Here is a 24,794-nt window from a genome sequence, read left to right as displayed (position 1 = left end):
GGAAGCTCAGCCGGTGCGTGTTCGCTTATCCCCAAGACCGGGACTGGAACCCGGCCAGGAGTTCGTTTCCATGAAAGTAGAGTTCGTCGCCGATACCGGCGCCGCCGAGATCATCGCGTTGCTCGTCCACGAGGGCCGCGCGTTCTCGGGTGAAACGGCCGGGTACGATACGACGTCGTCCGGCGCGCTGACCCGCGCCATGAAGGCCAGCCGCTTCACCGGCGGCGCCCTGAGCCATCTGGCCGTCGCAGCGCCCGCGGGCGTTGATGCAGGCCAGATCCTGCTGGTGGGCGCGGGCGACAAGGACAAGGTGGACGAACAGGCCATCGAGAAGGCCGGAGCGCAGGCCTACGTCGCCGTGAAGATGTCAGGCGCCGAGACGTTGACCCTGGATTTGAAACATCTGTCGGCCGGGCAGGCCGCGCGGGCGGCCTTCGGCGCCGTGCTGGGCGCCTATCGCTTCGACAAGTACCGCACGACCCTGAAGCCAGAGAAGATTCCGTCGATCAAGACGCTGCGCGTGGTGGCCGCTGATCCCAGGGCTGCCGAGGCCGCGTTCCAGCCCCTCTCGGCGGTGGCCGACGGCGTCATGTTCGCCCGCGACCTGGTCTCGGAGCCGCCGAACGTCCTGTATCCCGCCGAGTTCGCCCGCCGGGTCAAGGAACTGGAAAGGCTGGGCCTGGAGGTTGAAGTCCTGGGCGAGGCCGAGCTTGAGAAGATCGGCATGCGCACCCTGCTGGCCGTGGGCGAAGGCAGCGCGCGCGAAAGCCAGGTCGCCATCATGAAGTGGAACGGCGGCAAGCCGGGCGACCAGCCGATCGCCTTTGTGGGCAAGGGCGTCTGCTTCGACACCGGCGGAATCTCGCTCAAGCCTCCCGAGGGCATGGAGGAGATGAAGTGGGACATGGGCGGCGCCGCCGCCGTGTCCGGCCTGATGCAGGCTCTGGCCGGGCGCAAGGCCAAGGCCAATGTCATCGGCGTCATCGGCCTGGTCGAGAACATGCCCGACGGCAAGGCCCAGCGTCCTGGCGATGTGGTTACGTCCCTGTCGGGCCAGACCGTTGAGGTGATCAACACCGACGCCGAAGGCCGTCTCGTGCTGGGTGATTGCCTCTGGTACGTGCAGGAGCAGTTCAAGCCGAAGCTCATGATCGACCTGGCCACCTTGACCGGCGCGATGATCGTTGCGCTCGGGCACGAGTATGCGGGTGTCTTCGCCAATGACGACGGGGTGGCGAACGCCATCCTCGCCGCCGGTCCCAAGGTGGACGAGCCGGTGTGGCGCATGCCCCTGCCAGACCGCTACGACCGCCACGTGGACAGCCCGATTGCCGACATGCGCAACGTAGGCAATGGCCGCGCGGGTGGCTCGATCACGGCGGCGCTCTATCTACAGCGTCACGTGAACAAGACACCCTGGGCTCACATCGACATCGCGCCCACAGCCTGGGCGAAGGACTCCAGGAACCCGGTGGTGCCGGACGGCGGCGTCGGTTTCGGTGTTCGTCTTCTGGACCGCATGGTCGCAGATTCGTACGAAGGCTGACGTGAGCGAGGCGGGGGCCGGCGAAATCTGGTTCTACCACCTGGAGCGCTCGACGCTCGATCAGGTGCTGCCGGAGTTGCTGGACCGGACCCTTCAACGGGGCTGGCGGGCCTTGGTCCGCGTCGATGATCCCGGCCTCGCTGAGGCTCTGGACGAACGGCTGTGGGCTTGGCGGGAAGACGCTTTTCTCGCCCACGGCCGCGCGGACCAACCCCATGCGGGGCGCCAGCCCATTCTCCTGACGTCGGATGCGGTCAATGGGAATGATGCTCAGGTCCTGTTCATCGTCGATCGCTCAGACGTGGATGCATCCGAACCGTTCGAGCGGTGTTTCATCATCTTCGACGGCCGGGACGAGGAATCGCTCCAGCATGCGCGGGGGCGGTGGAAGACCTTGAGGGAGGCCGGGGCGACCCTGGCCTACTGGAAGCAGACGGAGCAGGGAAAATGGGAAAAGGCAGCCTGATATGGGTCGGCGCCGCGGCGCTGGTAGTGGCGTCCTGCTCGTCGGGTCCAGGCTCTGACGCTCCTGTCCAGACGGCTGTCGCATCCGCACCGGCCAGCGACGTCCTTGACTACGCCGCAGCGACGCAGCCCGTCGGCACCCGCATGCCGCAGATGGACGGCGATCTGTGCCGGGCGGCTGAGCTGCAGAATATCGTCGGGCAACCCCGGACCGAGATTCCCGTTCCTGTCGATGTGATCAACCGACGGGTCACCTGCACGACCTGTCCGATAACCGAGGACTACTCCCCTTACCGCCTCAACATCTTCTTCGACCAGAATACCGGGATCGTGGAAGAGGTGCGTTGCGGATGACCCCGAAAGGCTCATTCATGAAGACCGCCATAGCCGCCGGCCTGACCGTCGTCGGCGCTTCCGTCCTCGCCGCCTGCTCGGCGTTGCCCCAACACGAAGGCGGGTCGGGCCTGCCGCCTTCGGTCAATGATCAGTGCCTCGCCAGCGAGCACCAGAGCCTGATTGGCCAGAACCGCAGCCAGATCCCGCAAACGCCCGCGGGTGCGACATGGCGCATCACCTGCACCAGCTGCGCCATGACCATGGACTATCGTCCGGACCGGCTGAATATCCTCTATGACGAGCAGTCGGGCATTGTGCGGGAGGTCAAATGCGGATGATGCGCGCCATCCTTCTTGCGGGATCGATCACGGCCCTTGCGGCCTGCGCACCCGCCGTGGCTCCCATGCCAGAAGAAAACGCAGGGGGCCCCTGGCGCTGCGACGCCGAAGCCTCGCAGTCCCTGATCGGCTCCCATGTCGGCGCGGTCAGTTTCCTCGCCGGCTCGAACGTCCGCATGGCCTGCACCACGTGCGCGGTGACCTTCGACTACCAGGAAGATCGCCTCAACCTGTTCTTCGACGAAGAGACGGGTGTCATCGAACGCGTCACCTGCGGCTGATCAGACCGCTTCGGCCAAAGCCTCCTCGGCCTTCAGCCATTCGGCCTCTGCGGCGTCCAGATCGCTCTGGGCCTTTGTGCGGGCTCGGGTCAGACCTTCAAGCGCCTTGGGATTGGTGATGGAAGCGTTGGCCATGTCGTCGTCGATGCGGGCGACATCAGCCGTCAGCTGGGCCATCCGCTCCTCGGCCTTCTTCACTGCGTGACGGAGGGTCGAGGGCGAGGGGCCTGATTTCTTGTCGTTCTTCTTGCGCTTGTTGTTCGAAGTCGGGGCCTCGACCGCAGTCTCGTCCTTGATTTGGCTCGGTTTGACCGCAGCCATCTTGGCGCGGTCGAGGACGTATTTTGCATAGTCGTCCATGTCGCCGTCCCACGGCTTGACCGTGCCGTCGGCGGCCAGCCACAGGCGGTCGGCGACCATCTCCATCAGCGAGCGGTCGTGGGTGATCAGGATCACGGCGCCGGAGTATTCATTCAGCGCGTCGAGCAGGGCCCGGCGGCTGTCGATGTCGAGGTGATTGGTCGGTTCGTCGAGGATCAGGATGTGCGGCGCATCCATCGCCACCTGATTGAGCAGCAGGCGGGCGCGCTCGCCGCCGGACAGGGAGGCGACGGTAGTTTCCTGCTTCTCATAGCCCAGACCCCATTGCGCCAGCTTGGAGCGGCGGCTGCTTTCGGGGGCGTCGGGCATGGCGCGGCGGATGATTTCCAGCGGGGTATCGGTCGGGTCCATGGCCTCGATCTGGTGCTGGTGGAACCAGCCCACGCGCATCTTGCGGTCGCGATGCAACTCGCCCTCCGAGACGTTGAGGGCCCCGGCGATCATCTTGGAGAAGGTCGACTTGCCGGCCCCGTTGACGCCCAGCAGTCCGATGCGGTCGTCCAGGTCCATACGCAGGTTGAGATTGCGCAGGATCGGCTTGCCCGGCTCATAGCCGACATTGGCCCGCTCCAGCCGGATCAGCGGCGGGGCCAGCGGGCGCGGCGGCGAGGGCAGAATGAAGGGGGAGACGCGCTCCTCGATGGTGGTGGCGACCGGCTGCATCTTGGCCAGTCGCTTCATGCGCGACTGGGCCTGGGCGGCCTTGGAGGCCTTGGCCTTGAAGCGATCGACGAAGGCCTGCAGGTGGGCGCGTTCGGCGTCCTGCTTGGCCTTGGCCGACATCTGCAGCCGGGCCTTTTCGGCCCGGGCCTGTTCGAACTGGTCGTAGTTGCCCGTGTAGAGCGTCAGGGTGTGGTTCGCGAGGTGCAGGATGTGGGTGCAGACCTCGTTTAGCATCTCGCGGTCGTGGGAGATGATCAGGGCGGTGTGCGGGTATTTCTTGAGCCGGGCCTCGAGCCACAGGGCGCCCTCGAGGTCGAGGTAGTTGGTCGGTTCGTCGAGCAGCAGCATGTCCGGCTCGGCGAACAGGGCGGCGGCGAGAGCGACGCGCATGCGCCAGCCGCCGGAGAATTCCGACATCGGCCGCTGCTGGTTTTCCTGGTCGAAGCCGAGGCCGACGAGAATTTCGGCGGCGCGGGCGGGGGCGGCGTCCGCGTCGATCTCGATCAGCCGGGTCCAGATCTCGCCCATCTCCTCGGGCTCGGCGGTTTCGAGGCGGCCGAGCAGGGTGTGGCGCTCCTCGTCGGCCTCGAGGATGGTCTCGAGCACGCTGACGGGCGTGGCGGGGTGCTCCTGATCGACCGAGCCGATGCGGGCGGTCTTGGGCAGGCTGATCTCGTCGCCGCCGGCGGCCAGTTCGCCGAGGATCAGCTTGAACAGGGTCGATTTGCCGATGCCGTTGCGGCCCACCAGCCCGACCTTGGAGCCCGGCGGCAGGGAGACGGAGGCGTCCACGAGGAATTTGCGGCCCCAGGCGTTGAAGGTCAGGTCGGTGATCTGGAGCATGGCAGGCGAACAATCAGTCAGGAGGGAGGTGAAGCAGCAAAACGGCGACGCCCACAAGCAGCCAAGCGCGACGCGCCGGGCGACAGGGCGGAAAAGGAAGAACGCTTCCAGTTGGAAACCGGCTGCGGCGCGTCTATAAGCCCGCGACCCTCAAACCACCAAACCCAAGAAGTCACTCCCATGACCGAACGCACCTTCTCGATCATCAAGCCGGACGCCACCCGCCGCAATCTGACCGGCAAGGTCAACGCTGTGATCGAGGATGCTGGCCTGCGCATCGTCGCCCAGCGCCGTATCCAGATGACCGAAGACCAGGCCAAGAAATTCTATGAAGTTCACGCCGAGCGCCCGTTCTACGGCGAACTGGTCGAGTTCATGACCTCCGCCCCGGTGGTGGTGCAGGTTCTGGAAGGCGAGAACGCCGTGGCCCGCTACCGCGAAGTCATGGGCGCCACCAACCCCAAGGACGCTGCGGCCGGCACCATCCGCGCCCTGTACGCCGAGAACGTCGGTGAGAACTCGGTGCACGGTTCGGACAGCCAGGAGAACGCCGAACTCGAGATCGCCCAGTTCTTCACCGACGCCGACATCGTCGGCTGACCACGGGTTTTCGGGGAACCGTCGCGGCTGGGGACCGTTTTTATGACCTCTCTCACGGAGAATTACGCCATGAAGACGATCATCAAGTTCATCCCCGTTGTCGGCGCTGTGGCGCTTCTGGGCGCCTGCGGCGCGACGATGGAGCAGCGCGCCGCTACCGGCGCCATCGCCGGCGCTGCGGCCGGCCAGGCCATCGGCGGCAACACTGAGGCCACCGTGGCCGGCGCCGTCATCGGCGGCGCGGCCGGCGCGGTCCGCCCCGACTGACGTCGGAAATATCTTCAGAAGGCAAGCGGCGTCGGTCTCAGACCGGCGCCGTTTTTCTTTGCTCTATGAAGGCGGCCAGCGCCTCGGGATAGAGCTTGTGCTCGGCTGTGCGCACCCTGGCGGCGAGGGTTTCGGCGGTGTCTCCGGGCTCGATAGGCACGCGGGCCTGCCCCAGAACCGGGCCTTCGTCGACTCCTTCGGTCACCAGATGCACGGTGCAGCCCGCCTCGGCATCCCCCGCAGCGATGGCCCGGGCGTGGGTGTCGAGGCCGGGATAATTCGGCAGCAGGCTGGGGTGGATGTTCAGCATCCGCCCCTCCCAGGCGCGAACCAGATGGGCGGTCAGGATGCGCATGTAGCCGGCGAGCACCACCACCTCGACCCCACGCAGGCGCATGGCGGCGTCGAGGGCCAGTTCGTGGTCGTGGCGGACCTTGCCGAACGGGCGATGGTCGATGGCCAGGGCTTCAATTCCAGCCCTTCGCGCCAGTTCAAGCCCGGCAGCCTCTGGATTGTTCGAGATGACCACGGCGATCTCGGCTGGATAGTCCGCCGCCTTCGCCGCCTCGAGGAGCGCGGCCATGTTGGAGCCAGCGCCCGAGATCAGGATGGCGACGCGGGTCTTGCCGTCCTTTGCGGGCGGCGGCGCAGGATCGTGGCCACAACCGGACATGCCGGGATCAGGCCGCTTCCAGCTGGCCGCAGATGAAGGCGACTTCCCCTGCGTTCAGCAGCGATGCCAGAACCGGCTCGGCGTTTTCGGGGCTGACGATCAGGATGAAGCCCACGCCGCAGTTGAAGGTGCGGCGCATCTCGTGGTCGCTGATCCCGCCGGTTTCGGCCAGCCACTGGAATACATGGGGCAGGGGCCAGGCGTCCCAGTCGAACGAGGCCTTGAGACCCTCTGCGATGCAGCGGGGCGGGTTCTCGATCAGGCCGCCGCCGGTGATGTGCGCGCCGCCCTTGATCAAGCCGGCCTTCATCAGCGGCACGATGGACTTCACGTAGATGCGCGTGGGGGCCATCAGCGCCTCGGCGAGGGTGTGGCCCGGCGAGAACGGGGCCTCGTCGCTCCATTTGAGGCCGGATTTCTCCACCACCTTGCGGACCAGAGAATAGCCGTTGGAGTGCGGGCCGGATGAGGCCAGGCCGATGATCACGTCGCCGGTGTTCTGGAGGTCCAGGCGCGGCAGCACCTGTCCGCGCTCCACGGCGCCCATGGAGAAGCCCGCCAGATCATAGTCGCCGTCGCCGTACATGCCCGGCATCTCGGCGGTCTCGCCGCCGACCAGAGCACATCCGGCCTGACGACAGCCCTCGGCGATGCCCGCCACCACCTGGGTCGCGGCCTCCACATCCAGCTTGCCGGTGGCGAAGTAGTCCAGAAACAGCAGGGGCTCCGCGCCCTGGGCCAGCAGGTCGTTGACGCACATGGCCACCAGATCGACGCCCACGCCGCTGTGAAGGCCGGTTTCTATTGCGATCTTCAGCTTGGTGCCCACGCCGTCGGTGGTGGACACGATCAGGGGGTCGACGAATCCGGCCGCCTTCAGGTCGAACAGGGCTCCGAATCCACCCAGCGAGGGCTCTGCGCCGGGCCGCGCCGTGGACTTGGCCAGCGGCTTGATGGCTTGGACCAGCCGCTCGCCTGCGTCGATGTCCACCCCCGCTTGCGCATAGGTCAGGCCGTTCGGGCGGGTGTCGTTCGATGCGCTCATGTCACGCGGGCCTTCGAATTTGTGTCGGAATGTGGGTCGCGCTCTTGCCACGACCGGCTAGCGCCGGGCTATAGCATCCTCATGACGCCGATCACCACAAATGAGGCGCTGGCCGCGTTCTGCGACCAGCTGTCCGGTTCCGAGTTCATCACGGTCGACACCGAGTTCATGCGGGAAACGACCTACTGGCCCAGGCTCTGCCTGATCCAGGCGGCGACGCCGACCGTTGCAGGCATCATCGATCCGATGGCGGACGGCCTGGATCTGGCGCCGTTCCTGGATCTGCTGCGGGATACGAGGATCATCAAGGTCTTCCATGCCGCCCGGCAGGACGTGGAGATCTTCAACAAGCTGGGCGCCATGCCCACGCCGCTTTTCGACACCCAGGTGGCGGGCATGGCGGCAGGCTTCGGGGATCAGGTGGCCTATGATTCGCTGGTCCGGCAGATGCTCAAGAAGGACGTGGACAAGGGCAGTCGTTTCACAGACTGGGCCCGTCGTCCCCTGTCGGAGTCGCAGCTGACCTATGCGTTGGGGGACGTGACCCATCTGGCGGCGCTTTATCCGCGTCTGCGCGATCGGCTGGCGCGGGAAGGCCGGCTGGAGTGGGTATCCCAGGAAATGGAGGCGCTGACCGATCCGGCGCTTTACGACACCGATCCCGATAACGCCTGGAAGCGCCTGAAGCCCAAGAAGTTTTCGGCAAAGTACCTCGCCGCGTTTCAGGCGACGGCCGCCTGGCGCGAGCGCGCGGCGCAGGAGCGGGATCAGCCCCGGGGCCGCATCCTCAAGGATGACGCCATCGACGAAATCGCCACCCAGGCCCCTACGGACGCGGATGCCTTCAGCCGCCTGCGAGCCCCGCCGAAGGGATTTGGCGGGTCGCGTCTGGGGCAGGACCTGATCGAGGTTTTGCGCGACGTCCTGAAAAACCCCGAGGAGCACGCGCCCGACATCCAGAAGCCGTCCGGCCGCGAGCCGGCCCCGGCTTCGGTGGTGGAACTGCTCAAGGTGCTGCTCAAGGCCAAGTCGGAACAGGCCAATGTGGCCACCAAGCTGCTGGCGAACGTCTCGGACCTTGAGAAGATCGCCCTGAGCGACGACGCCGACGTGGATGCCCTGAAGGGCTGGCGGCGTCAGCTGTTCGGCGAGGACGCGCTCAAGCTCAAGCGCGGGGAGATCGCCCTGGTCCTGAACGGGGCCAAGGTCGAGGTGGTCGAGATCGAGAACTGACGGCCGTCTCAGCCGATATCGAGACCAGCGTCCAGGGTCTCCGCCAGCGCTTTGGCGCGGCGTCGTGTCTGTTCACCGAGCAAAGCGTCGGCATGATCAGCCGAGGCCTTCAGCCGCAGCGTGCCGTCCTTAAGGCTGACCACGGTGCTCGCCAGAATTTGGGGGGAGCGCACCGACATGTCACTGCCGAGGCGCATGGCCAGACCCAGCGCGCGGGCCCGCAGGCGCTGGTCGTCGTTCAGCAGGCGATCCATGATGTGCGGGCCCGGGGTGTCGCTTGATCCGCCATACCGGGCGTTGATGGCGCTGGCCAGGAACGCCCGCTCCGCATGGGTCTGGCCCGGCGCGGGTGCGCGCAGAACCTGATCGAACGCCAGTTCAACCCTGTGGTCGGGGTGCAGTCGGGCTCCGAGGTCCGCCAGACGACAGGCGGCGGCGGTCAGGACGCCGTCCCGCTCCTCGCCGAACGCCGTGGGCAGGGCGGCCATCACCCCGGTCAGCCAACCTTCCAGCGCGCCCGCCAGGCCGGGGGAGACTCCCTGACGCAGGCCGATGGCCTCGCAACTGGCCAGCAGCGGGTCTGCAGACACCAGCGACGGCGCCAGGCTTTCGAACAGCAGGCCTTCACGCAGGCCCCAGGCCGAGAATTCGACCCGCTCGAAGCCGCAATGCTCCAGCAGCCCTTCCAGCACCAGGGCGGCGTAGGGCAGGGTCTCCACCCGTCGTTTCGACACGCCCGGGGTCCGCGCCAGCGAGGCGGGCGACTGGTGCGCCACCAGATGGGCGGTGTCGCGGGCCTGCTGGGCGGTCATGGCGTACTGGTGCACGATCCGCAGCGGATGATCCACCATGGCCATATGGATCTGGGCCAGGCTGCGCCAGCCGCCGCCGACCGCGTGCAGCACGACGCTGGAGTAATCTTTCGCCATGGGTTTGAGGCGTTCTGCGATCAGGGCGCGGGCGTGGTCGGCGTCGAACCCGTCGGGCGTGGTCAGGGAGAACGGACCCAGCGGCAGGGTCACGCCGCCCTCCACCTTGCCGCCGCCCACCCGGCACAGCTCCAGACTGGCGCCGCCCAGATCCGCGGCGATCCCCACCGAGTCCGGTGCGCCGGCCAGCACGCCCAGCGCGGCGTAGCGGGCTTCCTCTTCGCCGGTCAGGACGCGAACTTGCAGGCTGGTCTCGGCCGCGACCCGCTGGCGGAACTCCTCTCCGTCCGAGGCGTCACGAACGGCGGCTGTGGCCGCGGTCAGGACCGCAGCCGGCCTCACGCCCTCAACGATGGAGGCGAAGCGGCGTAGCGCCGGCAGGGCCATCTTCACCCCTTCGGGCGACAGCCGGCCGGTGGCGGCGATGTCGCGGCCGAGGCCCGCCAGAACCTTTTCATTGTAGACCGTCCAGATGGCCCGGCCCTCAAGCCGGTACATCACCAGACGCACCGAGTTGGAGCCCACGTCGATGACGGCCACGTCGTCGCGCCCGTCGCGTCCATCCACCTTGCCCGGCGGCGGCCTATCGGTAGGGACGGTCAAATGTGATCACCTTGGGCAGCACCTTCACCTTGCGACCCCGGCCCGACAGGCTGGGGTTCTTGATGAAATAGTCGTGGGCGGAGAAGGGCCGTTCCGGATCAGCGGGTTTGACCCGGTGATAGTTCCCTGACGAATCCAGAACCCAGCTCTGGGCGTCGTCCTTCAGGTTGGCGACCATGATCTGGTCCAAGACCTGATCATGCACCGTGGCGTTGGTCACGGGCGCCATGACCTCGACCCGGCGATCCAGATTGCGGGTCATCCAGTCGGCCGAGGAAATGTAGACCCTGGCCTTGTCGCTGGGCAGGGCGTGGCCGTTGGCGAAGGCCACGATGCGGCTGTGCTCAAGGAACCGGCCGATGATCGACTTGACCCGGATGTTCTCCGACAGGCCGGGCACGCCCGGGCGCAAACAGCAGATGCCGCGGATGACCATGTCGATGCTCACGCCCGCCTGGCTGGCGCGGTAGAGGGCGTCGATGATTTCGGGATCCACCAGCGAGTTCATCTTGACCCATATGGCGGCGGGCTTGCCTGCGCCGGCGGATTCCACCTCCTGCTCGATCATGCGGATCAGGGAGAGTTTCATCCGCAGCGGCGAGACGATCAGGCGTTCCATCTCGCCCGGCTGGGCGTAGCCGGTGATGTAGTTGAACACCTTGGCCGCATCGCGCCCGATGCCCGGATCGGTCGAGAACAGGGACAGGTCGGTGTAAACCTTGGCCGTGACCGGGTGATAGTTTCCGGTGCCTGCGTGGACATAGGTCTTCAGGCCATCGGCCTCTCGGCGCACCACCACGCTGAGCTTGGCGTGGGTCTTGTACTCCACGAAGCCGAAGACCACGTGGACGCCCGCGCGCTCCATGGCGCGGGCCCAGCGCAGGTTGGCCTCTTCGTCAAAGCGCGCCTTGATCTCCACCAGGGCGGTGACGTTCTTGCCGTTCTCGGCCGCCTCGATCAGGGCCGCCACGATGGGGCTGTCCTTGGAGGTGCGATACAGGGTCTGCTTGATGGCGATGACGTTGGGATCACGGGCGGCCTGGCGCAGGAACTGGACCACCACGTCGAAGCTCTCGAACGGGTGGTGGATCAGGATGTCCTTCTCGCGCACCGCGGCGAAGACGTCGCCGCCCTGGTCACGGACCCGCTCGGGATAGCGGGGCTCGAACGGGGGAAACTTCAGCTCCGGTCGATCAGGGGGGATCAGATCCGACAACTGGCCGAGGCCGAGCATGCCGTCCACCATGACCACGTCCTGCGGCGCGGCGTCGAGTTCCCGGATGATGAAATTCCTGAGGTCGTCCGGCATGGACGCCTCGATCTTGACCCGCACCACCTCGCCCAGGCGGCGCTGCTTCAGCGCCTCCTCGAACTCCAGCACCAGATCCTCGGCTTCTTCCTCGATCTCGATGTCGGAATCGCGGATCAGGCGCAGCACGCCCTTCTCCAGGACCTCGCAGCCCGGGAACAGGTGGTCGATGAACAGCAGCAGCAGGGCTTCCAGCGTCACGAAACGCCGCCGGCCCTTCACCGACCGCCCGTCGGTAGCCAGTTCCCAGAACCGTCGCACCTGGGTCGGCACAGGGACCAGGGCGTAGAGAATCCGGTTGTCCCGCTCGCGACGCAGCTTGAGGGCCAGCGAGAAGCCCAGGTTGGGCAGGAAGGGGAACGGGTGCGCCGGGTCGATGGCCAGCGGCGTCAGCACTGCGAACAACTGGTTGAGAAACTCGGGCTCCAGCCGGTCGCGCTCGGTCTTGGTGATCCTGGCGGGATCCACCACCTCGATGCCGACGTCCTTCAACTCCCGCCACAGGGTGCGCCACTGAGCCTGCTGGTCGGCCATCAGGGAGCCGGCGGCGGTGTTGATGCGCTCCAGCGTCTCGGCGGGTGTCAGGCCGTCGGCGGAGACCACGCGAACCCGCTGGCGAACCTGACCTTTCAGGCCGGCCACGCGGACCATGTAGAATTCGTCCAGGTTGTTGGCCGAGATGGACAGGAACCGCACCCGCTCCAGCAGGGGGTGAGCGGGATTGGCCGCCTCCTCCAGAACCCGGGCGTTGAAGGCCAGCCATGACAGCTCGCGGTTGAAGAACCGCTCGGGCGAAGCCAGCAGCGCCTCGTCCAGCTCAAGCGCGCTTGCGTGGGAGGAGGGGACCTCCTGGCCGGTGGTGCGGTCGGCGATGGGTAGGTGGTCGCTCATGCCGGTGGTTGTGGCAAGTCGGTGTGACGGCCGCAAGGCGCAGCGTCAGTCGGCGGCCGCCTTCTTCTTCGCCGCCGGCTTTTTCGCCGCCGTTTTCTTGGCTGGAGCTTTCTTCGCTGCAGCCTTTTTCGGCGCCGCCTTCTTCTTGGCTGGCGCACTTCCAGCCTTGGCGGCCAGCAGGGGCAGGGCCGCCTCCAGGGTCAGGTCCTCGGGCGCAGTGCCCTTGGGCAGGGTGGCGTTGATCTTGCCCGACTTCACATAGGGGCCGTAGCGTCCGGCCATGACGTGGATCGGATCGCCCGTCTCGGGGTGCGCGCCCAGATCCTTCAGCGGCGCCATGGCCCCGCCGCGTCCAGCGCCCCGGCTCGCGCGCTTCTCGGCCAGCAGGGCGACGGCGCGGTTCAGGCCCACATCGAACACTTCCTCGATGTCCGACAGGTTCGCATAGGTGCCCTCGTGGGCCACGAAAGGCCCGTAGCGACCGAGACCGGCGGTGATCAGCTTGCCGTCTTCCGGGTGCGCCCCGACCTCGCGCGGCAGACGCAGCAGGCGCAGGGCCTTTTCCAGATCGACGGACGCGGGCGACCAGCCCTTGGGCAGGGAGGAGCGTTTAGGCTTCTCCGCCTCCGGCGGGGTGGTCTCCACATAGGGACCGAAGCGGCCGATCTTCAGGTGCACCGGCTGGCCGGTCTCGGGATCGAGACCCAGTTCGCGGTCCCCGCCATTCTCGCCGTTCTCGCCCGCATCGGGGGAGGCGACCGGGCGGGTGTAGCGGCACTCCGGATAGTTCGAGCAGCCGATGAAGGCGCCGAAACGGCTGGTCTTCAGGCTCAGCCGGCCGTCGGCGCAGGCCGGGCAGGCGCGGGGATCGGTCCCGTCGCCCTTGTCCGGGAAGATGTGCGGCCCCAGAGCATCGTTCAGGTGATCGAGGATGGCGGTGGTGCGCAACTCGCCCGCGGCCTGGGTGGCGGCATGGAAATCGTCCCAGAACCGGCGCAGCAGCAGCTTCCAGTCCAGTTCGCCCGCCGACACCTCGTCCAGCTGGGTCTCCAGCGCGGCGGTGAAGTCGTACTCGACCCAGCGGGCGAAGAACTGCTCCAGGAACGCCGTGACCAACCGTCCCTTGTCCTCGGGATAGAACCGGTTCTTGTCCATGCGGACGTATTCGCGGTCGCGCAGGGTGGTCAGGATCGAGGCGTAGGTGGACGGGCGGCCGATGCCCAGCTCCTCAAGCTTCTTGACCAGGGTGGCTTCGGAATAGCGCGGGGGCGGCTCGGTGAAGTGCTGTTCCGTACGGATGGCTTCCGGCTTGGCCGTCGCGCCTTCCTTCAGCGCGGGCAGGCGGCCGCCGTCGTCGTCCTCGTCCTCGGCGCCCTTGACCCGTTCGTCGCGGCCTTCCTCGTAGACGGCGATGAAGCCGTCGAAGGCCACCACCTGGCCGGTGGCGCGCAGGCCAGTCTGGCCGTCCGGAGTTTCGATATCCACCGTGGTGCGGTCCAGGCGTGCCTGCTCCATCTGGCTGGCGACCATGCGCTTCCAGATCAGCTCGTAGAGCCGCTGCAGGTCGCCATCCAGACGCAGCGTCTCCGGCGCCCGGGCGATGTTGGTGGGTCGGATGGCTTCGTGCGCTTCCTGGGCGTTCTTGGCCTTGGTCTTGTAGTAGCGCGGCTGCTCCGGGACATAGGCCGGGCCGAAGCGTTCGCCGATGACTTCCCGCGCCTGGGCGATGCCTTCCGGCGTCACAAAGACCCCGTCGGTCCTCATGTAGGTGATCAGGCCGCCCTGATCGTCGACGCCTTCATACAGCTTCTGGGCCGCCTGCATGGTGCGCTGGGCGGTGAAGCCCAGCTTGCGCGAGGCTTCCTGCTGCAGGGTCGAGGTGGTGAAGGGCGGCGACGGGTTGCGCTTGACCGGCTTCTTCTCGATCGAGCTGATGGTGAAGGCGCCGGCTTCGATGGCGGCACGGGCGGCCTGGGCCGTCGCCTCGTCGGTGATGTCCAGGCGCTGGACCCGCTTGCCTTCGTGCTTGACCAGACGGGCCGTGAACGGCGGGCTGTCGGCGATCAGATCCGCCTCGACGGACCAGTATTCCTGCGCCTTGAACCGCTCGATCTCCATCTCGCGGTCGACGACGATGCGCAGGGCCACGGACTGCACCCGCCCGGCCGAGCGCGCGCCCGGCAGCTTGCGCCACAGCACCGGCGACAGGGTGAAGCCCACCAGATAGTCCAGGGCGCGGCGGGCCAGATAGGCCTCGACCAGCTCCATGTCGATGTCGCGCGGCTGGGCCATGGCCTCCAGCACCGCCGACCTGGTGATGGCGTTGAAGGTGACGCGCTGGACGACGGCGTCCTTCACGGCCTTCTTCTTCTGCAGGATCTCCAGCACGTGCCAGCTGATGGCCTCCCCCTCGCGGTCGGGGTCGGTGGCCAGGATGATGCGGTCGGACGACTTGGCCGCCTCGGCGATCTCGCTGAGCCGCTTGGAGGCCTTGGCGTCGATCTCCCACGACATGGCGAAGTCCTCGTCCGGCTTCACCGATCCGTCCTTGGACGGCAAGTCCCGCACGTGGCCGTAGGAGGCCAGCACGCGGAAGTCCGGGCCGAGGTACTTGTTGATGGTTTTGGCCTTGGCCGGGCTTTCGACGATGACGAGGTTCATGAAGTCGCAGTCTGGGAGGAGGGGAGCGCGAACGTGGTGGGGTCCGGGTCCGGTGTCAATCGCCAAGCCTACCTTGGTTCAGCCCGCTGCGACCATGCCCCCGGGCAACAGCAAGGCGCGGCCGGCCAGACTCAGCTCCAACAGCGCGGCGTTAGCCTCACCAATGGAGGCCCCGGCGGCGCGGGCCAGTTCGTCGCGCGGGGCGGGCACAGGGGAGAGCAGAGCCGCCAGCCGTTCAATCAGGTCCAGATCCGCATCGATCGGCCCGGACTCCCACCTGGGACCGTCTGGTTCGTACAGGGTGCGCAGGCCGGTCATGGCGTTCACCACATCCTCAACGCCTTCACAAAGGATCGCGCCCTGACGGAGCAGCTCATTGGGGCCCTTCGAACGGGGATCGAGCGGCGAGCCGGGGACGGCGAACACATCGCGTCCCTGTTCGCCGGCCAGCCGCGCCGTGATCAGCGAGCCGGAGCGCAGTTCGGCCTCGACCACGATGACCCCCTTGGCCAGGCCGGAGATGATGCGGTTGCGGCGGGGGAAGTCGCGGGCCTGCGCCCGGGCGCCCATCGGGCTTTCAGAAGCGACGCAGCCCTGATCGATCAGGCGTTCATAGAGGTCGGCGTGCTCGGGCGGATAGATGTCGTCCACGCCGCCGCCCAGCACGGCGACGGTTCCGGCGCCCAGCGCCCCCTCATGGGCTGCGCCATCGATGCCCCGGGCCATGCCCGATACAACCACGAAGCCCGCCTGCCCCAGTCCGGCCGCCAGCCCCCGCGCGATCCTCTGACCGCCCGCCGAGGCGATGCGGGCGCCCACGATGGCGAGGCTGTCGCGGCTGAGCAGGGCGGGGTCGCCCCGCGTCCAGAGCAGCGGCGGGGGCGGATCCAGCGCGGCCAGCTGTGGGGGATAGTCGGGGTCGCCCAGCAGCAGCAGGCGTGCGCCTGCCGCTTCACCGGCGTCCAGTTCGGCCTGAACAATTCTCTCGTCCGGAAGGGCGTTTACCCCGCCACCGCCGCCGCGCCGCGCCAGTTCGGGCAGGGCGTCCAGCGCCGCGCGCGCCGTGCCGTAGCGCTGCATCAACTGGGAAAAGGCGACGGGGCCGACGCGGTCGGTGCGGGCCAACCGCAGGCGGGCGAAGCGTTCAGCCTCGTCCGCCGCGGGGGTCATTTCGACTTCGACCCGATACGGGACTCCGTCCCCTTCATCAGCCGGCCGATGTTCTCATGGTGCCGTATCCAGATCAGCACCGCGGTGAACACGCTCAGGAACAGAACGGGCGCCGGGGCGGGGAGGCCCAGGGCCGCGAGCGGAAGCAGCGCATACAGCGGCGTGGCAGCCGAGGCGATCAGGGCGGCCAGCGATGAATACCTGAGCGCGAAGGCCACGATCAGCCAGGTCGCCCCCGCCATCAGACCCAGCGGCCAGGCGGCGGCGATGATCAGTCCGAAGAAGGTAGCCACCCCCTTGCCGCCCTTGAAGCCCAGCCAGATCGGGAACAGGTGGCCCAGGAACGCCGCCCCGCCCGCGATGACCGCCACCACGTCATTGTCGAACAGCCAGCGCGCGATCAGCAGGGCCGCCGCGCCCTTGCCCGCGTCCAGCAGCAGGGTGGCCAGGGCCAGATCCTTGCGGCCGGTGCGCAGCACATTGGTCGCGCCGATATTGCCGGAGCCGATGCTGCGCACATCGCCGGCGCCCGCCGCACGGGTGATCACCACCCCGAATGGAATGGAGCCCAGCAGGTAGCCGCCAAGGGCTGCAAGCCCCAGCGTCAGCATCGCCGGTCCGACCAGATCCTGCACTTGAATGCCCCTTTAACGTGCGTCGTGCACGATGCGCCCGCCGACGATCGTGAGCAAGACCTTGCCCTGCAGCACGCGTCCATCGAAAGGCGAGTTCTTGGACTTGGAGCGCAGGTTGTCGGCGTTGATGACCACCGGTGCATTGGGGTCGAACAGCACCAGATCGGCCGGGGCGTCCGCCTGCAGCTCGCCGGCGTCCAGCCCCAGCAGGGCGGCCGGGCCGCAGGTGAGGGGGCGCAGGATGTCGATCAGGTCCAGCCCCGCCTCATGGTGCAGGCTGAGCGCGGCGGGCAGCAGGGTCTCGAGCCCCACGGCGCCCGGCGCCGCCTCACTGAAGGGGCGGCGCTTGTCCTCGGCCGGGGCCGGGGTGTGGGCCGAGGTGATGACGTCGATCAGCCCCTCGCGCACCGCCTCGATCATGGCCTGCCGGTCGCTCTCGGCGCGCAGGGGCGGGTCCAGCCGGTAGAAGGTGCGGTAGTCGCCGATGTCCACCTCGTTGAAGCACAGGTGGTTGATCGAGACACTGGCGGCGACCTCCAGCCCCTTGGCCCGAGCCCGGGCAAGGCAGTCCAGCGCCGCCTCGGTGGAGATCTGGTCGGCCAGGAACCGGGCGCCGGTCTGCTCGACCAGGGCCAGGTCGCGCTCCAGCTGGATGCGCTCTGCGATGGCCGGCGCGCCGGACAGGCCCAGCCGCGTGGCCAGTTCGCCCGAGGTGGCGCACGCGCCTTCCGACAGCCACGGATCCGCCGGGCGGTGCGCGATCAGGGCGTTGAAGGCGGAGGCGTAGCTCATCACCCGCTGCAGGGTGCGGCTGTTGGCGATGACCCGGTCGCCGTCGGTGAAATACAGCGCACCGGCCTCGGCCATCAGGCCGATCTCGGCCATGCGCTCGCCGTCCAGCCCCTGCGTGGCCGCGCCGGCCGCGCGGACGTTGACCAGACTCAGGGCCGCGCCCCGCCGCTGGATGAAATCGATCATCGCCGGGTCGTCCACGGCTGGATCGGTGTCCGGCTGGATGACGATGGTGGTGACGCCGCCCGCCGCCGCCGACAGGCTGGCCGACTTCAGCGTCTCCTTGGGCTCGGCGCCCGGCTCGCCGGTCTTGACCCGGATGTCGATCAGGCCCGGCGCCAGCACCAGACCGCCCGCGTCGATGACCTCGACCCCGTCCGGCGTCCGGGTCGCGGCGCCATGGATAACCTCGACGATGCGGCCGTCCTGGATCAGCACCGCGCCGGGGCCGTCATAGTCGTTGGCCGGGTCCACCAGCCGGGCGTTGATGATGGCCAGGGCGCTGAGAGATGGGGCGCTCATCGCTGGGCCTCCTGCCGCGCCGACAGGGAGGCCAGCACCGCCATGCGCACGGCCACGCCCATCTCCACCTGATCCTGGATCAGGGAGACGGCCGGGTCATCGGCCACGCCGGAGTCGATCTCGACGCCCCGGTTCATGGGGCCGGGGTGCATGACCTTGGCGCCGGGCGCGGCCCAGGCCAGCTTCTCGGCGTCCAGACCCCAGAAGCGGTAGTATTCGCGGGTCGAGGGGGCCAGGGCGCCGTCCATGCGCTCCAGCTGCAGGCGCAGCATCATGACCACGTCGCAGCCCTTCAGCCCCTCGCGCATGTCGTGAAACACCTCGCAGCCCCAGCGGTCCGCGTCACCGGGCACCAGCGTCGGCGGCCCGATGAGGCGCACCCGCACCCCCATCATGGACAGCAGGGCCACGTTGGAGCGCGCGACCCGGCTGTGGGCCACGTCGCCGCAGATGGCCACCGTCAGCCCGCCCACGTCGCCGAAGGCGCGGCGCAGGCTGAGCATGTCCAGCAGGGCCTGGGTCGGATGCTCGTGCCGTCCGTCGCCTGCGTTGACCACGGCGCAGCCCACCTTCTGGGACAGCAGCTCCGCCGCGCCCGAGGCCGAGTGGCGCACCACCAGGATGTCCGGCTTCATGGCGTTCAGGGTCATGGCCGTGTCGATCAGGGTCTCGCCCTTGGCCACCGAGGATGTGCGCGGGTTCATGCTGACCACGTCGGCGCCCAGCCGCTTGGCCGCGATCTCGAACGAGGCCGAGGTGCGGGTGGAGTTCTCGAAGAACAGATTGACCACCGTGCGCCCGCGCATCAGGTCCAGCGCCTTGGCCCCCTGACGGTTCACATCCACGCAGGCGTCGGCCAGATCCAGCAACGCAGTCAGCGTCACGGGATTCAGATCACCGGCGGAATTGAAATGCGCCCTGGGAAACGGCGTCAGCCGTGAACGGACAAGATCGGTGACGGCCTGGGTCATCGAGGGCTCGCTATAGGGCTGAGTCCCGCGGAACGCCAGCACTGCGACGCCCCGGTCACAGGAATCCGAACAGGAACAGCATCAGGGGCATGGTGAACAGGGCGCCCAGGGTGGTGAAGGCCACCACCGCCGCCATCAGGGGCGCGTCCCCGCCCATCTGGCGCGCCAGCACATAGGAGGCCGCCGCGCCCGGCGCAGACCCGGCCAGCAGTACGATGCCCAGCGCCGTGCGGTCGGCGCCCAGCAGGATCGCGAACCCGGCCATGACCAGCGGCAAAACCAGTAGCTTGGCGGCGGTCACCAACCCCACCACCACCGGCCGTCCCGCCGCGTCGCGGAAGCTGAGGCCCGCGCCGGCCACCATCAGGCCCAGCACGATGGCGGCCCCGCCCAGCATGTCGAAGGGCGTCATCAGAATGTCCGGCGGGCGCAGGCCGGTGAGGTTCAGGGCCGTGCCGATGACGCAGGACCAGATGATCGGATTGACCCATAGGGAGCGCCCCACCATGCGCCAGCCGCCGCCCTGGCCGACGCCCCATTTGGCCAGCACCAGCACGCAGACGATGTTGATGGACGGGATCAGGGCCCCCAGCGCCACGGCCGCCAGGCCCACGGACTCCTGACCGAAGATCGACGCCGCCACCGGCAGGAAGACGAAGCCGTTCCAGCGGATCACGCCCTGGAACACACTGGTGTAGGCGGCGTCGGAGACCTTGATGAGCGGCTTGGCCATGAAGGTGATCAGGGCCATCAGCATGGCGCCCGCGAGCGTCGCCAGCGCCACCACGCCCGCGCCGCCGCCGGTGAAGTCGGCGTTCCAGATGCCGGGGATCAGAAAGGCCGGATAGAAGACGAAATAGGTCAGCCGCTCCACCGGCCGCCAGCCGTCCTCCGGCAGGAAGCGGGCGACCTTCAGGCCCCAGCCCAGGGCGATCAGGGCGAACACCGGCAGGAAGCCGGACAGCAAGGCGTTCATGCGGGCCTCAGCCGGTCCAGCGCCCCTTGCAGGATCCAGGCGGCGGCGGTCCGGTCGATCACGCCCGCGCGCCGTTTGCGGTTCAGGTCCAGGTCCTCGATCAGGAACCGCTCCACCGCCGAGGTGGACAACCGCTCATCCCAGAAGGCCACATTGACCGGGCGGATGCGCTCCAGATTACGGGCGAAGGCGCGGGCCGACTGGGCGCGGGGGCCCTCGGTGCCGTCCATGTTCATGGGCAGGCCAATGATCAGGGCCGAGACCTTTCGGTGGTCCATGATCCTGAACAGGTGGTCGGCGTCGGCGGTGAACTTCGCCTTGCGGATCAGCTCAAGCGGACTGGCGATCATGCGGGTGGCGTCGGACGCGGCCACGCCGATGGTCTTCTCACCCAGATCGAGCCCCAGCCACGGGGTGTCGGGTGGGCAGGCGGCGGGCAGATCGGAAAGGTCAAAAACAGGCACGAAACGGGCGGTAGGACTGGCGCAGGGCCGTGTCAAAGGCGAAACTGAATTCCAGTGGCTGACGGAGGGACTGATGTTGAGCAGAAATCTGGCGATTGCGGCGGCTCTGGGCCTGATGATCCCGGCCTGCGACGGTCTGCCTGAGGAAGAGCACGCGGTGGACCGCACGCGCGAACCGTTGGCGTCGAGCGCGCCAACCGCCCAGCCCGCCGACACCCGCGCCCAGCCGGCCGGGGAACCGGAGGTCATCGAGATCGCCGGGGACGGCGCCCTCCAGTCGGCGGCCTCGGTGATGCAGCTCCACCCCATGGAGAGCCAGAACGCCAAGCTCTTCGGCGTATCGGGCGGCGACCCGGCCATGAATGGCCTCGTCACCTATCTGGGCCTTTTCGCGGGCCCGGCCGAGGGCTGGCGTGTCTACCGGATCGGCGACTTCGAGGAGTGGACCGTGTCCGAAGAGAGCCGTCGCCGCGTGGTGCTGGACGCCCGCGAAAGCCGCATGGGCGAGGACGGCGACATCGTCACCGGGGACCGCCGCCTGATCGTGGAGTTCCGCGCGGGCGAGGACGGCGCATCGGACCGCGTCACCGTCACCCCGGCGCGCTGATCCTCCATCCGCCGCGTGGGCTTGCCGAACAAGGGCCGGGCCGCTAACCCACGCCTGATGTGCGTCCCCGTTCCTCCCGACGCGGACGACCCAAGGAGACCTCCATGTCCATCGACGCCGCGACCGTGCGCCGTGTCGCCCATCTGGCCCGCATCAAGACCCCCGAGGACCGGCTGGAGCCGCTGGCCGCAGAGCTTAACGGCATCCTCGCGTGGATCGAGCAGCTGAACGAGGTGGACGTGGAGGGCGTGGAGCCCATGACCTCCAACGTGCACCAGCCCCTGCGCCTGCGCGACGATGTGGTCACCGACGGCGGCAAGGTGGACGCCGTGCTGTCCAACGCCCCCAAATCCGCCGACGGGTTCTTTGTCGTGCCCAAGGTGGTCGAGTAAGCCATGACCGACCTGACCAAACTGACCCTCAAGGCCGCCGTCGACGGCCTCAAGGCCCGCGACTTCTCGTCCGAGGAGATCACCGGCGCCTTCCTCAAGACCATCGAGGCCGCCAACCCGGCCCTGAACGCCTATGTCCAGATCACGGGCGACAAGGCGCTGGCCATGGCGCGGGCGTCCGACGCGAAGCTGGCCAAGGGCGAGGGCGGGGCGCTGGAAGGCGCGCCGCTGGGGATCAAGGACCTGTTCTGCACCGACGGGATCCAGACCACGGCCGGATCCAACATGCTGAAGGGCTTCACGCCCCCCTATGAATCCACCGTCACCGCCAATCTGTGGCGCGACGGGGCGGTGATGCTGGGCAAGCTCAACATGGACGAGTTCGCCATGGGCTCGTCCAACGAGACCAGCGCCTTCGGCCCGGTGGTGAACCCCTGGAAGTCCAGCGCCTCCAACGCCGACCTGACGCCGGGCGGCAGCTCGGGCGGCTCGGCCTCGGCGGTGGCGGCGGACCTTTGTCTGGCGGCCACGGCGTCGGACACCGGCGGCTCGATCCGCCAGCCCGCGGCCTTCACCGGCACCGTGGGCATCAAGCCCACCTACGGCCGCGCCAGCCGCTTCGGCATGGTGGCCTTCGCCTCGTCGCTGGATCAGGCCGGGCCGATCACGAAGACGGTGGAAGATGCGGCGATCCTGCTGCGGTCCATGTGCTCGTTCGACACGAAGGACTCCACCAGTCTCGACGTTGAGACGCCGGACTGGACCGCCAGCCTCGGCAAGGGCGTGAGGGGCCTGCGCATCGGCATTCCGAAGGAATACGTGGTCGAGGGCATGCCCGCCGAACAGCTGGAGCTGTGGGAGAAGGGGAAGGCCTGGCTGAAGGACGCCGGCGCCGAGATCGTCGAGATCAGCCTGCCGCACACCAAATACGCCCTGCCGGCCTATTACATCATCGCTCCGGCCGAGGCGTCGTCGAACTTGGCCCGCTATGACGGCATGCGCTTCGGCCACCGGGCGAGCGAGGCGAAGTCCCTGACGGACCTGTACGAGACCAGCCGCGCCGAGGGCTTCGGCAAGGAGGTCCAGCGTCGCCTGACCATCGGCGCCTATGTGCTGTCGGCCGGATTCTATGACGCCTATTACGTCCGGGCCCTGAAGGTGCGCCGGCGCATCGCCCAGGATTTCGACGATGTCTGGGGCAAGGTCGACGCCATCCTGACGCCGTCCACGCCGTCGGCCGCCTTCGCGCTGGGCGACAAGCAGGTGGACCCGCTGACCATGTACCTGAACGACGTGTTCACGGTGACCGCCAACCTGGCCGGCCTGCCGGGAATCTCGGTTCCCGCCGGCCTCGACAAGGGCGGCCTGCCGCTGGGCCTGCAGGTCATCGGCAAGGCGCTGGACGAGGCGACCGTGTTCCAGGTGGCTGACACGCTGGAGCAGGCCGCCGGCTTCGTGGCGCGGCCGGAGAAGTGGTGGTGAAAGCCAAGGAGCGGATTGTCCGTCTGCTGGTTGGCGGAGTGATCTGTTTCGCTTTTGGAGTTGGCTCGTTTGCCGGTCTCGCTTTCGCAATTTTGTTAGCCGTTCATGGCGCGCCCTATGGAGGCGAACCGGCGCCCACAAGGGAAATTGTCGGCGCTGCGGCGTTCGGTTTAGTGTTGCTCCTCGGGTTTGCTGCTGGTCTTTCCGTTCTTCTCCCAGTCTTTCATTCCAGGCCTTCTCTTGAGGGAAAGCGGTCGAGAAAGACGCCATGACCTTGAGGTCCAGCCGCCTTTTCAAACGCGCGGTCCTGGCCATCTATTGGGTCGCCCTGCCGATCTGCCTGCTTGTCTTAGTCGCGTCCTTCGCAGCGGTCAGCCCGGAGGGAGCTTACCAACCCTCGTGGGGGACGGCGTTTGTGGCCGCCGCCCTTGCCGCTCTGATCGGCTGGCGTCTCTGGCTCCTCGCCAGATCCATGGGCCACGTCGGGGAACTGCCGTCGCCTCGCCGATGGATCATCGTTGTCATCCCGCTCGCGCTGCTCTCGCTGGTGGGGTTGACCGTGATGCTGCTCGGTCTCGTCTGGACGGGCCTTGGACTTTGGCTGGCGCTTCAGCCCGGAGCGCTCGACGGTGCTCTGGTCTTTCCAGAGGGGAGCATGAATGGTCTTTGGGGAGGCTCCGTCCTTGCAGGTTTTGGCCTGGTGGCTTTGATCGGCGGCGCAGCCCTCAATATCCCCCTGCTGCGCCTTTTGACTCGCCGCAGGTCTGAAACGCCTTCACCCGCTGACGCGGCCGCTCTAGATACGACGCCATGACCGACACCAAGACTGACACCAAACTCATCCAGGGCCGGACCGGCCCGTGGGAAATCGTCATGGGGCTGGAGATCCACGCCCAGGTGGCGTCGAAGGCCAAGCTGTTTTCCGGGGCAGCCGTGGGCTTCGGGGCGGGGCCGAACGAGCAGGTGTCGCTGGTGGACGCCGGCTTCCCGGGCATGCTGCCGACGCTGAACAAGTTCTGTGTCGAACAGGCGGTCCGCACGGGGCTGGGGCTCAACGCCCGGATCAATACGTTCAGCCAGTTCGATCGGAAGAACTATTTCTATCCCGACCTGCCCACGGGCTACCAGATCAGCCAGCTGTATCACCCCATCGTGGGCGAGGGCGTGGTGGAGGTGGAGGCCGAGGACGGCGGCTTCTTCAATGTGGGCATCGAGCGCCTGCATCTGGAGCAGGACGCCGGCAAGCTGATCCACGACCTGTCACCGACCGAATCCTATGTGGACCTGAACCGCTCGGGCACGGCCCTGATGGAGATCGTGTCAAAGCCGGACCTGCGCAGCCCTGAAGAGGCGGTGGCCTACGTCAAGAAGATCCGCACCATCCTGATCTATCTGGGCACCTGCGACGGGGACATGGAGAAGGGCAATCTGCGGGCCGATGTGAACGTCTCGGTCTGCCGCCCGGGGCAGTACGAAAAGTTCAAGGAAACCGGGGACTTCAGCCATCTGGGCACCCGCTGCGAGATCAAGAACGTCAACTCGTTCCGCTTCATCTCCCAGGCCATCCAGTACGAGGCGCGCCGCCAGATCGAGATCCTCGAGGACGGCGGCAGGATCGATCAGGAGACCCGCCTGTTCGACCCGGTGAAGGGCGAGACCCGGTCCATGCGCTCCAAGGAAGAGGCGCACGATTACCGCTACTTCCCCGACCCCGACCTG

Annotated in this window: 25 protein-coding genes; 13 read left to right on the top strand and 12 right to left on the bottom strand. The window is 67.6% G+C overall.

All coding sequences use genetic code 11. The features are described from left to right. Positions 1–70: 70 nt before the first annotated feature. The 5 genes from ACK4SE_RS07905 to ACK4SE_RS07885 are packed head-to-tail and all read left to right on the top strand — an operon-like array spanning position 71 to position 2,966. Positions 71–1,546, top strand: a complete 1,476-nt coding sequence (locus ACK4SE_RS07905) for a leucyl aminopeptidase (protein WP_409690868.1) — start codon at positions 71–73, stop codon at positions 1,544–1,546. Between the two features lies 1 nt (position 1,547). Continuing rightward, positions 1,548–2,012, top strand: a complete 465-nt coding sequence (locus tag ACK4SE_RS07900) for a DNA polymerase III subunit chi (protein WP_409690865.1) — start codon at positions 1,548–1,550, stop codon at positions 2,010–2,012. Beyond that, entirely contained in the window at positions 1,994–2,365 is a 372-nt protein-coding gene (locus ACK4SE_RS07895) for a hypothetical protein (RefSeq protein ID WP_409690862.1), read from the top strand. Before ACK4SE_RS07900 ends, ACK4SE_RS07895 begins: the two co-directional genes overlap by 19 nt. 17 nt (positions 2,366–2,382) lie before the next feature. Continuing rightward, entirely contained in the window at positions 2,383–2,685 is a 303-nt protein-coding gene (locus ACK4SE_RS07890) for an I78 family peptidase inhibitor (RefSeq protein ID WP_409690859.1), read from the top strand. After that, positions 2,682–2,966, top strand: a complete 285-nt coding sequence (locus tag ACK4SE_RS07885; RefSeq protein ID WP_409690856.1) for a hypothetical protein — start codon at positions 2,682–2,684, stop codon at positions 2,964–2,966. The genes ACK4SE_RS07890 and ACK4SE_RS07885 overlap by 4 nt, the downstream gene beginning before the upstream one ends. Here ACK4SE_RS07885 and ACK4SE_RS07880 read toward each other — a convergent pair whose 3' ends face one another. Then, positions 2,967–4,853, bottom strand: coding sequence for an ABC-F family ATP-binding cassette domain-containing protein (locus ACK4SE_RS07880; RefSeq protein WP_409690855.1), 1,887 nt, complete (start codon positions 4,851–4,853; stop codon positions 2,967–2,969). It abuts the gene before it with no gap. A 180-nt stretch (positions 4,854–5,033) separates the two neighbouring features. Here ACK4SE_RS07880 and ndk point away from each other — a divergent pair, with 180 nt between their 5' ends. Together ndk and ACK4SE_RS07870 are read left to right on the top strand one after the other, a co-directional pair. Beyond that, positions 5,034–5,453 (top strand): nucleoside-diphosphate kinase, encoded by a 420-nt coding sequence (gene ndk, locus ACK4SE_RS07875; RefSeq protein ID WP_409690853.1) that lies wholly within the window; start codon positions 5,034–5,036, stop codon positions 5,451–5,453. 69 nt (positions 5,454–5,522) lie between these two features. Beyond that, positions 5,523–5,720: a glycine zipper 2TM domain-containing protein gene (locus ACK4SE_RS07870; RefSeq protein ID WP_409690851.1), complete on the top strand. Its 198-nt coding sequence runs from the start codon at positions 5,523–5,525 to the stop codon at positions 5,718–5,720. A gap of 37 nt (positions 5,721–5,757) precedes the next feature. On the opposite strand, the gene purN is transcribed toward ACK4SE_RS07870, so the two are convergent. Together purN and purM are read right to left on the bottom strand one after the other, a co-directional pair. Continuing rightward, positions 5,758–6,393, bottom strand: coding sequence for a phosphoribosylglycinamide formyltransferase (gene purN, locus ACK4SE_RS07865; RefSeq protein WP_409690848.1), 636 nt, complete (start codon positions 6,391–6,393; stop codon positions 5,758–5,760). A 7-nt stretch (positions 6,394–6,400) separates the two neighbouring features. Then, on the bottom strand, positions 6,401–7,438 hold the full coding sequence (purM, locus tag ACK4SE_RS07860) for a phosphoribosylformylglycinamidine cyclo-ligase (RefSeq protein WP_409690846.1): 1,038 nt from the start codon (positions 7,436–7,438) through the stop codon (positions 6,401–6,403). 81 nt (positions 7,439–7,519) lie between these two features. Here purM and rnd point away from each other — a divergent pair, with 81 nt between their 5' ends. Continuing rightward, positions 7,520–8,671, top strand: a complete 1,152-nt coding sequence (gene rnd / locus ACK4SE_RS07855) for a ribonuclease D (RefSeq protein ID WP_409690843.1) — start codon at positions 7,520–7,522, stop codon at positions 8,669–8,671. Positions 8,672–8,679: 8 nt separating this feature from the next. Here rnd and ACK4SE_RS07850 read toward each other — a convergent pair whose 3' ends face one another. From ACK4SE_RS07850 to ruvX, 9 genes are all read right to left on the bottom strand, one after another. Further along, positions 8,680–10,203 (bottom strand): Ppx/GppA family phosphatase, encoded by a 1,524-nt coding sequence (locus ACK4SE_RS07850; RefSeq protein ID WP_409690841.1) that lies wholly within the window; start codon positions 10,201–10,203, stop codon positions 8,680–8,682. Next, positions 10,184–12,403 carry an RNA degradosome polyphosphate kinase gene (locus ACK4SE_RS07845; RefSeq protein ID WP_409690838.1) on the bottom strand — a complete coding sequence of 740 codons (2,220 nt, stop codon included), beginning with the start codon at positions 12,401–12,403 and terminating at the stop codon, positions 10,184–10,186. Before ACK4SE_RS07845 ends, ACK4SE_RS07850 begins: the two co-directional genes overlap by 20 nt. Before the next feature lie 45 nt (positions 12,404–12,448). Beyond that, a complete protein-coding gene (topA, locus tag ACK4SE_RS07840; protein ID WP_409690836.1) occupies positions 12,449–15,064 on the bottom strand; it encodes a type I DNA topoisomerase in 2,616 nt (871 codons plus the stop codon). A gap of 78 nt (positions 15,065–15,142) precedes the next feature. After that, a complete protein-coding gene (dprA, locus tag ACK4SE_RS07835) occupies positions 15,143–16,234 on the bottom strand; it encodes a DNA-processing protein DprA (RefSeq protein ID WP_409690833.1) in 1,092 nt (363 codons plus the stop codon). Next, on the bottom strand, positions 16,231–16,869 hold the full coding sequence (gene plsY / locus ACK4SE_RS07830) for a glycerol-3-phosphate 1-O-acyltransferase PlsY (RefSeq protein ID WP_409690831.1): 639 nt from the start codon (positions 16,867–16,869) through the stop codon (positions 16,231–16,233). Before plsY ends, dprA begins: the two co-directional genes overlap by 4 nt. A 12-nt stretch (positions 16,870–16,881) precedes the next feature. Then, the gene (pyrC, locus tag ACK4SE_RS07825; protein ID WP_409690829.1) at positions 16,882–18,183 is read right to left on the bottom strand and encodes a dihydroorotase; all 1,302 of its coding nucleotides are present in this window, start codon (positions 18,181–18,183) and stop codon (positions 16,882–16,884) included. Beyond that, positions 18,180–19,154: an aspartate carbamoyltransferase catalytic subunit gene (locus tag ACK4SE_RS07820; protein ID WP_409690827.1), complete on the bottom strand. Its 975-nt coding sequence runs from the start codon at positions 19,152–19,154 to the stop codon at positions 18,180–18,182. The genes pyrC and ACK4SE_RS07820 overlap by 4 nt, the downstream gene beginning before the upstream one ends. Before the next feature lie 55 nt (positions 19,155–19,209). Further along, positions 19,210–20,130: an AEC family transporter gene (locus ACK4SE_RS07815; RefSeq protein WP_409690825.1), complete on the bottom strand. Its 921-nt coding sequence runs from the start codon at positions 20,128–20,130 to the stop codon at positions 19,210–19,212. After that, entirely contained in the window at positions 20,127–20,594 is a 468-nt protein-coding gene (gene ruvX, locus ACK4SE_RS07810; protein WP_409690822.1) for a Holliday junction resolvase RuvX, read from the bottom strand. Before ruvX ends, ACK4SE_RS07815 begins: the two co-directional genes overlap by 4 nt. 73 nt (positions 20,595–20,667) lie before the next feature. Here ruvX and ACK4SE_RS07805 point away from each other — a divergent pair, with 73 nt between their 5' ends. From ACK4SE_RS07805 to gatB, 5 genes are all read left to right on the top strand, one after another. Continuing rightward, on the top strand, positions 20,668–21,201 hold the full coding sequence (locus ACK4SE_RS07805; protein ID WP_409690819.1) for a hypothetical protein: 534 nt from the start codon (positions 20,668–20,670) through the stop codon (positions 21,199–21,201). Between the two features lie 104 nt (positions 21,202–21,305). Continuing rightward, the gene (gene gatC / locus ACK4SE_RS07800; RefSeq protein WP_409690816.1) at positions 21,306–21,593 is read left to right on the top strand and encodes an Asp-tRNA(Asn)/Glu-tRNA(Gln) amidotransferase subunit GatC; all 288 of its coding nucleotides are present in this window, start codon (positions 21,306–21,308) and stop codon (positions 21,591–21,593) included. 3 nt (positions 21,594–21,596) lie between these two features. Further along, positions 21,597–23,075 carry an Asp-tRNA(Asn)/Glu-tRNA(Gln) amidotransferase subunit GatA gene (gene gatA / locus ACK4SE_RS07795; RefSeq protein WP_409690813.1) on the top strand — a complete coding sequence of 493 codons (1,479 nt, stop codon included), beginning with the start codon at positions 21,597–21,599 and terminating at the stop codon, positions 23,073–23,075. Between the two features lie 268 nt (positions 23,076–23,343). Further along, positions 23,344–23,889: a hypothetical protein gene (locus tag ACK4SE_RS07790; protein WP_409690812.1), complete on the top strand. Its 546-nt coding sequence runs from the start codon at positions 23,344–23,346 to the stop codon at positions 23,887–23,889. Further along, a partial coding sequence (gene gatB / locus ACK4SE_RS07785; RefSeq protein ID WP_409690810.1) for an Asp-tRNA(Asn)/Glu-tRNA(Gln) amidotransferase subunit GatB occupies positions 23,886–24,794 on the top strand: 909 nt, incomplete at its 3' end. The genes ACK4SE_RS07790 and gatB, both read left to right, overlap by 4 nt.

Origin of the sequence: Brevundimonas sp., from assembly GCF_046293315.1 — a bacterium.
In the GTDB taxonomy this organism is placed as follows: Bacteria; Pseudomonadota; Alphaproteobacteria; order Caulobacterales; family Caulobacteraceae; genus Brevundimonas.
This window is presented reverse-complemented; position numbering and strand designations above follow the sequence as displayed.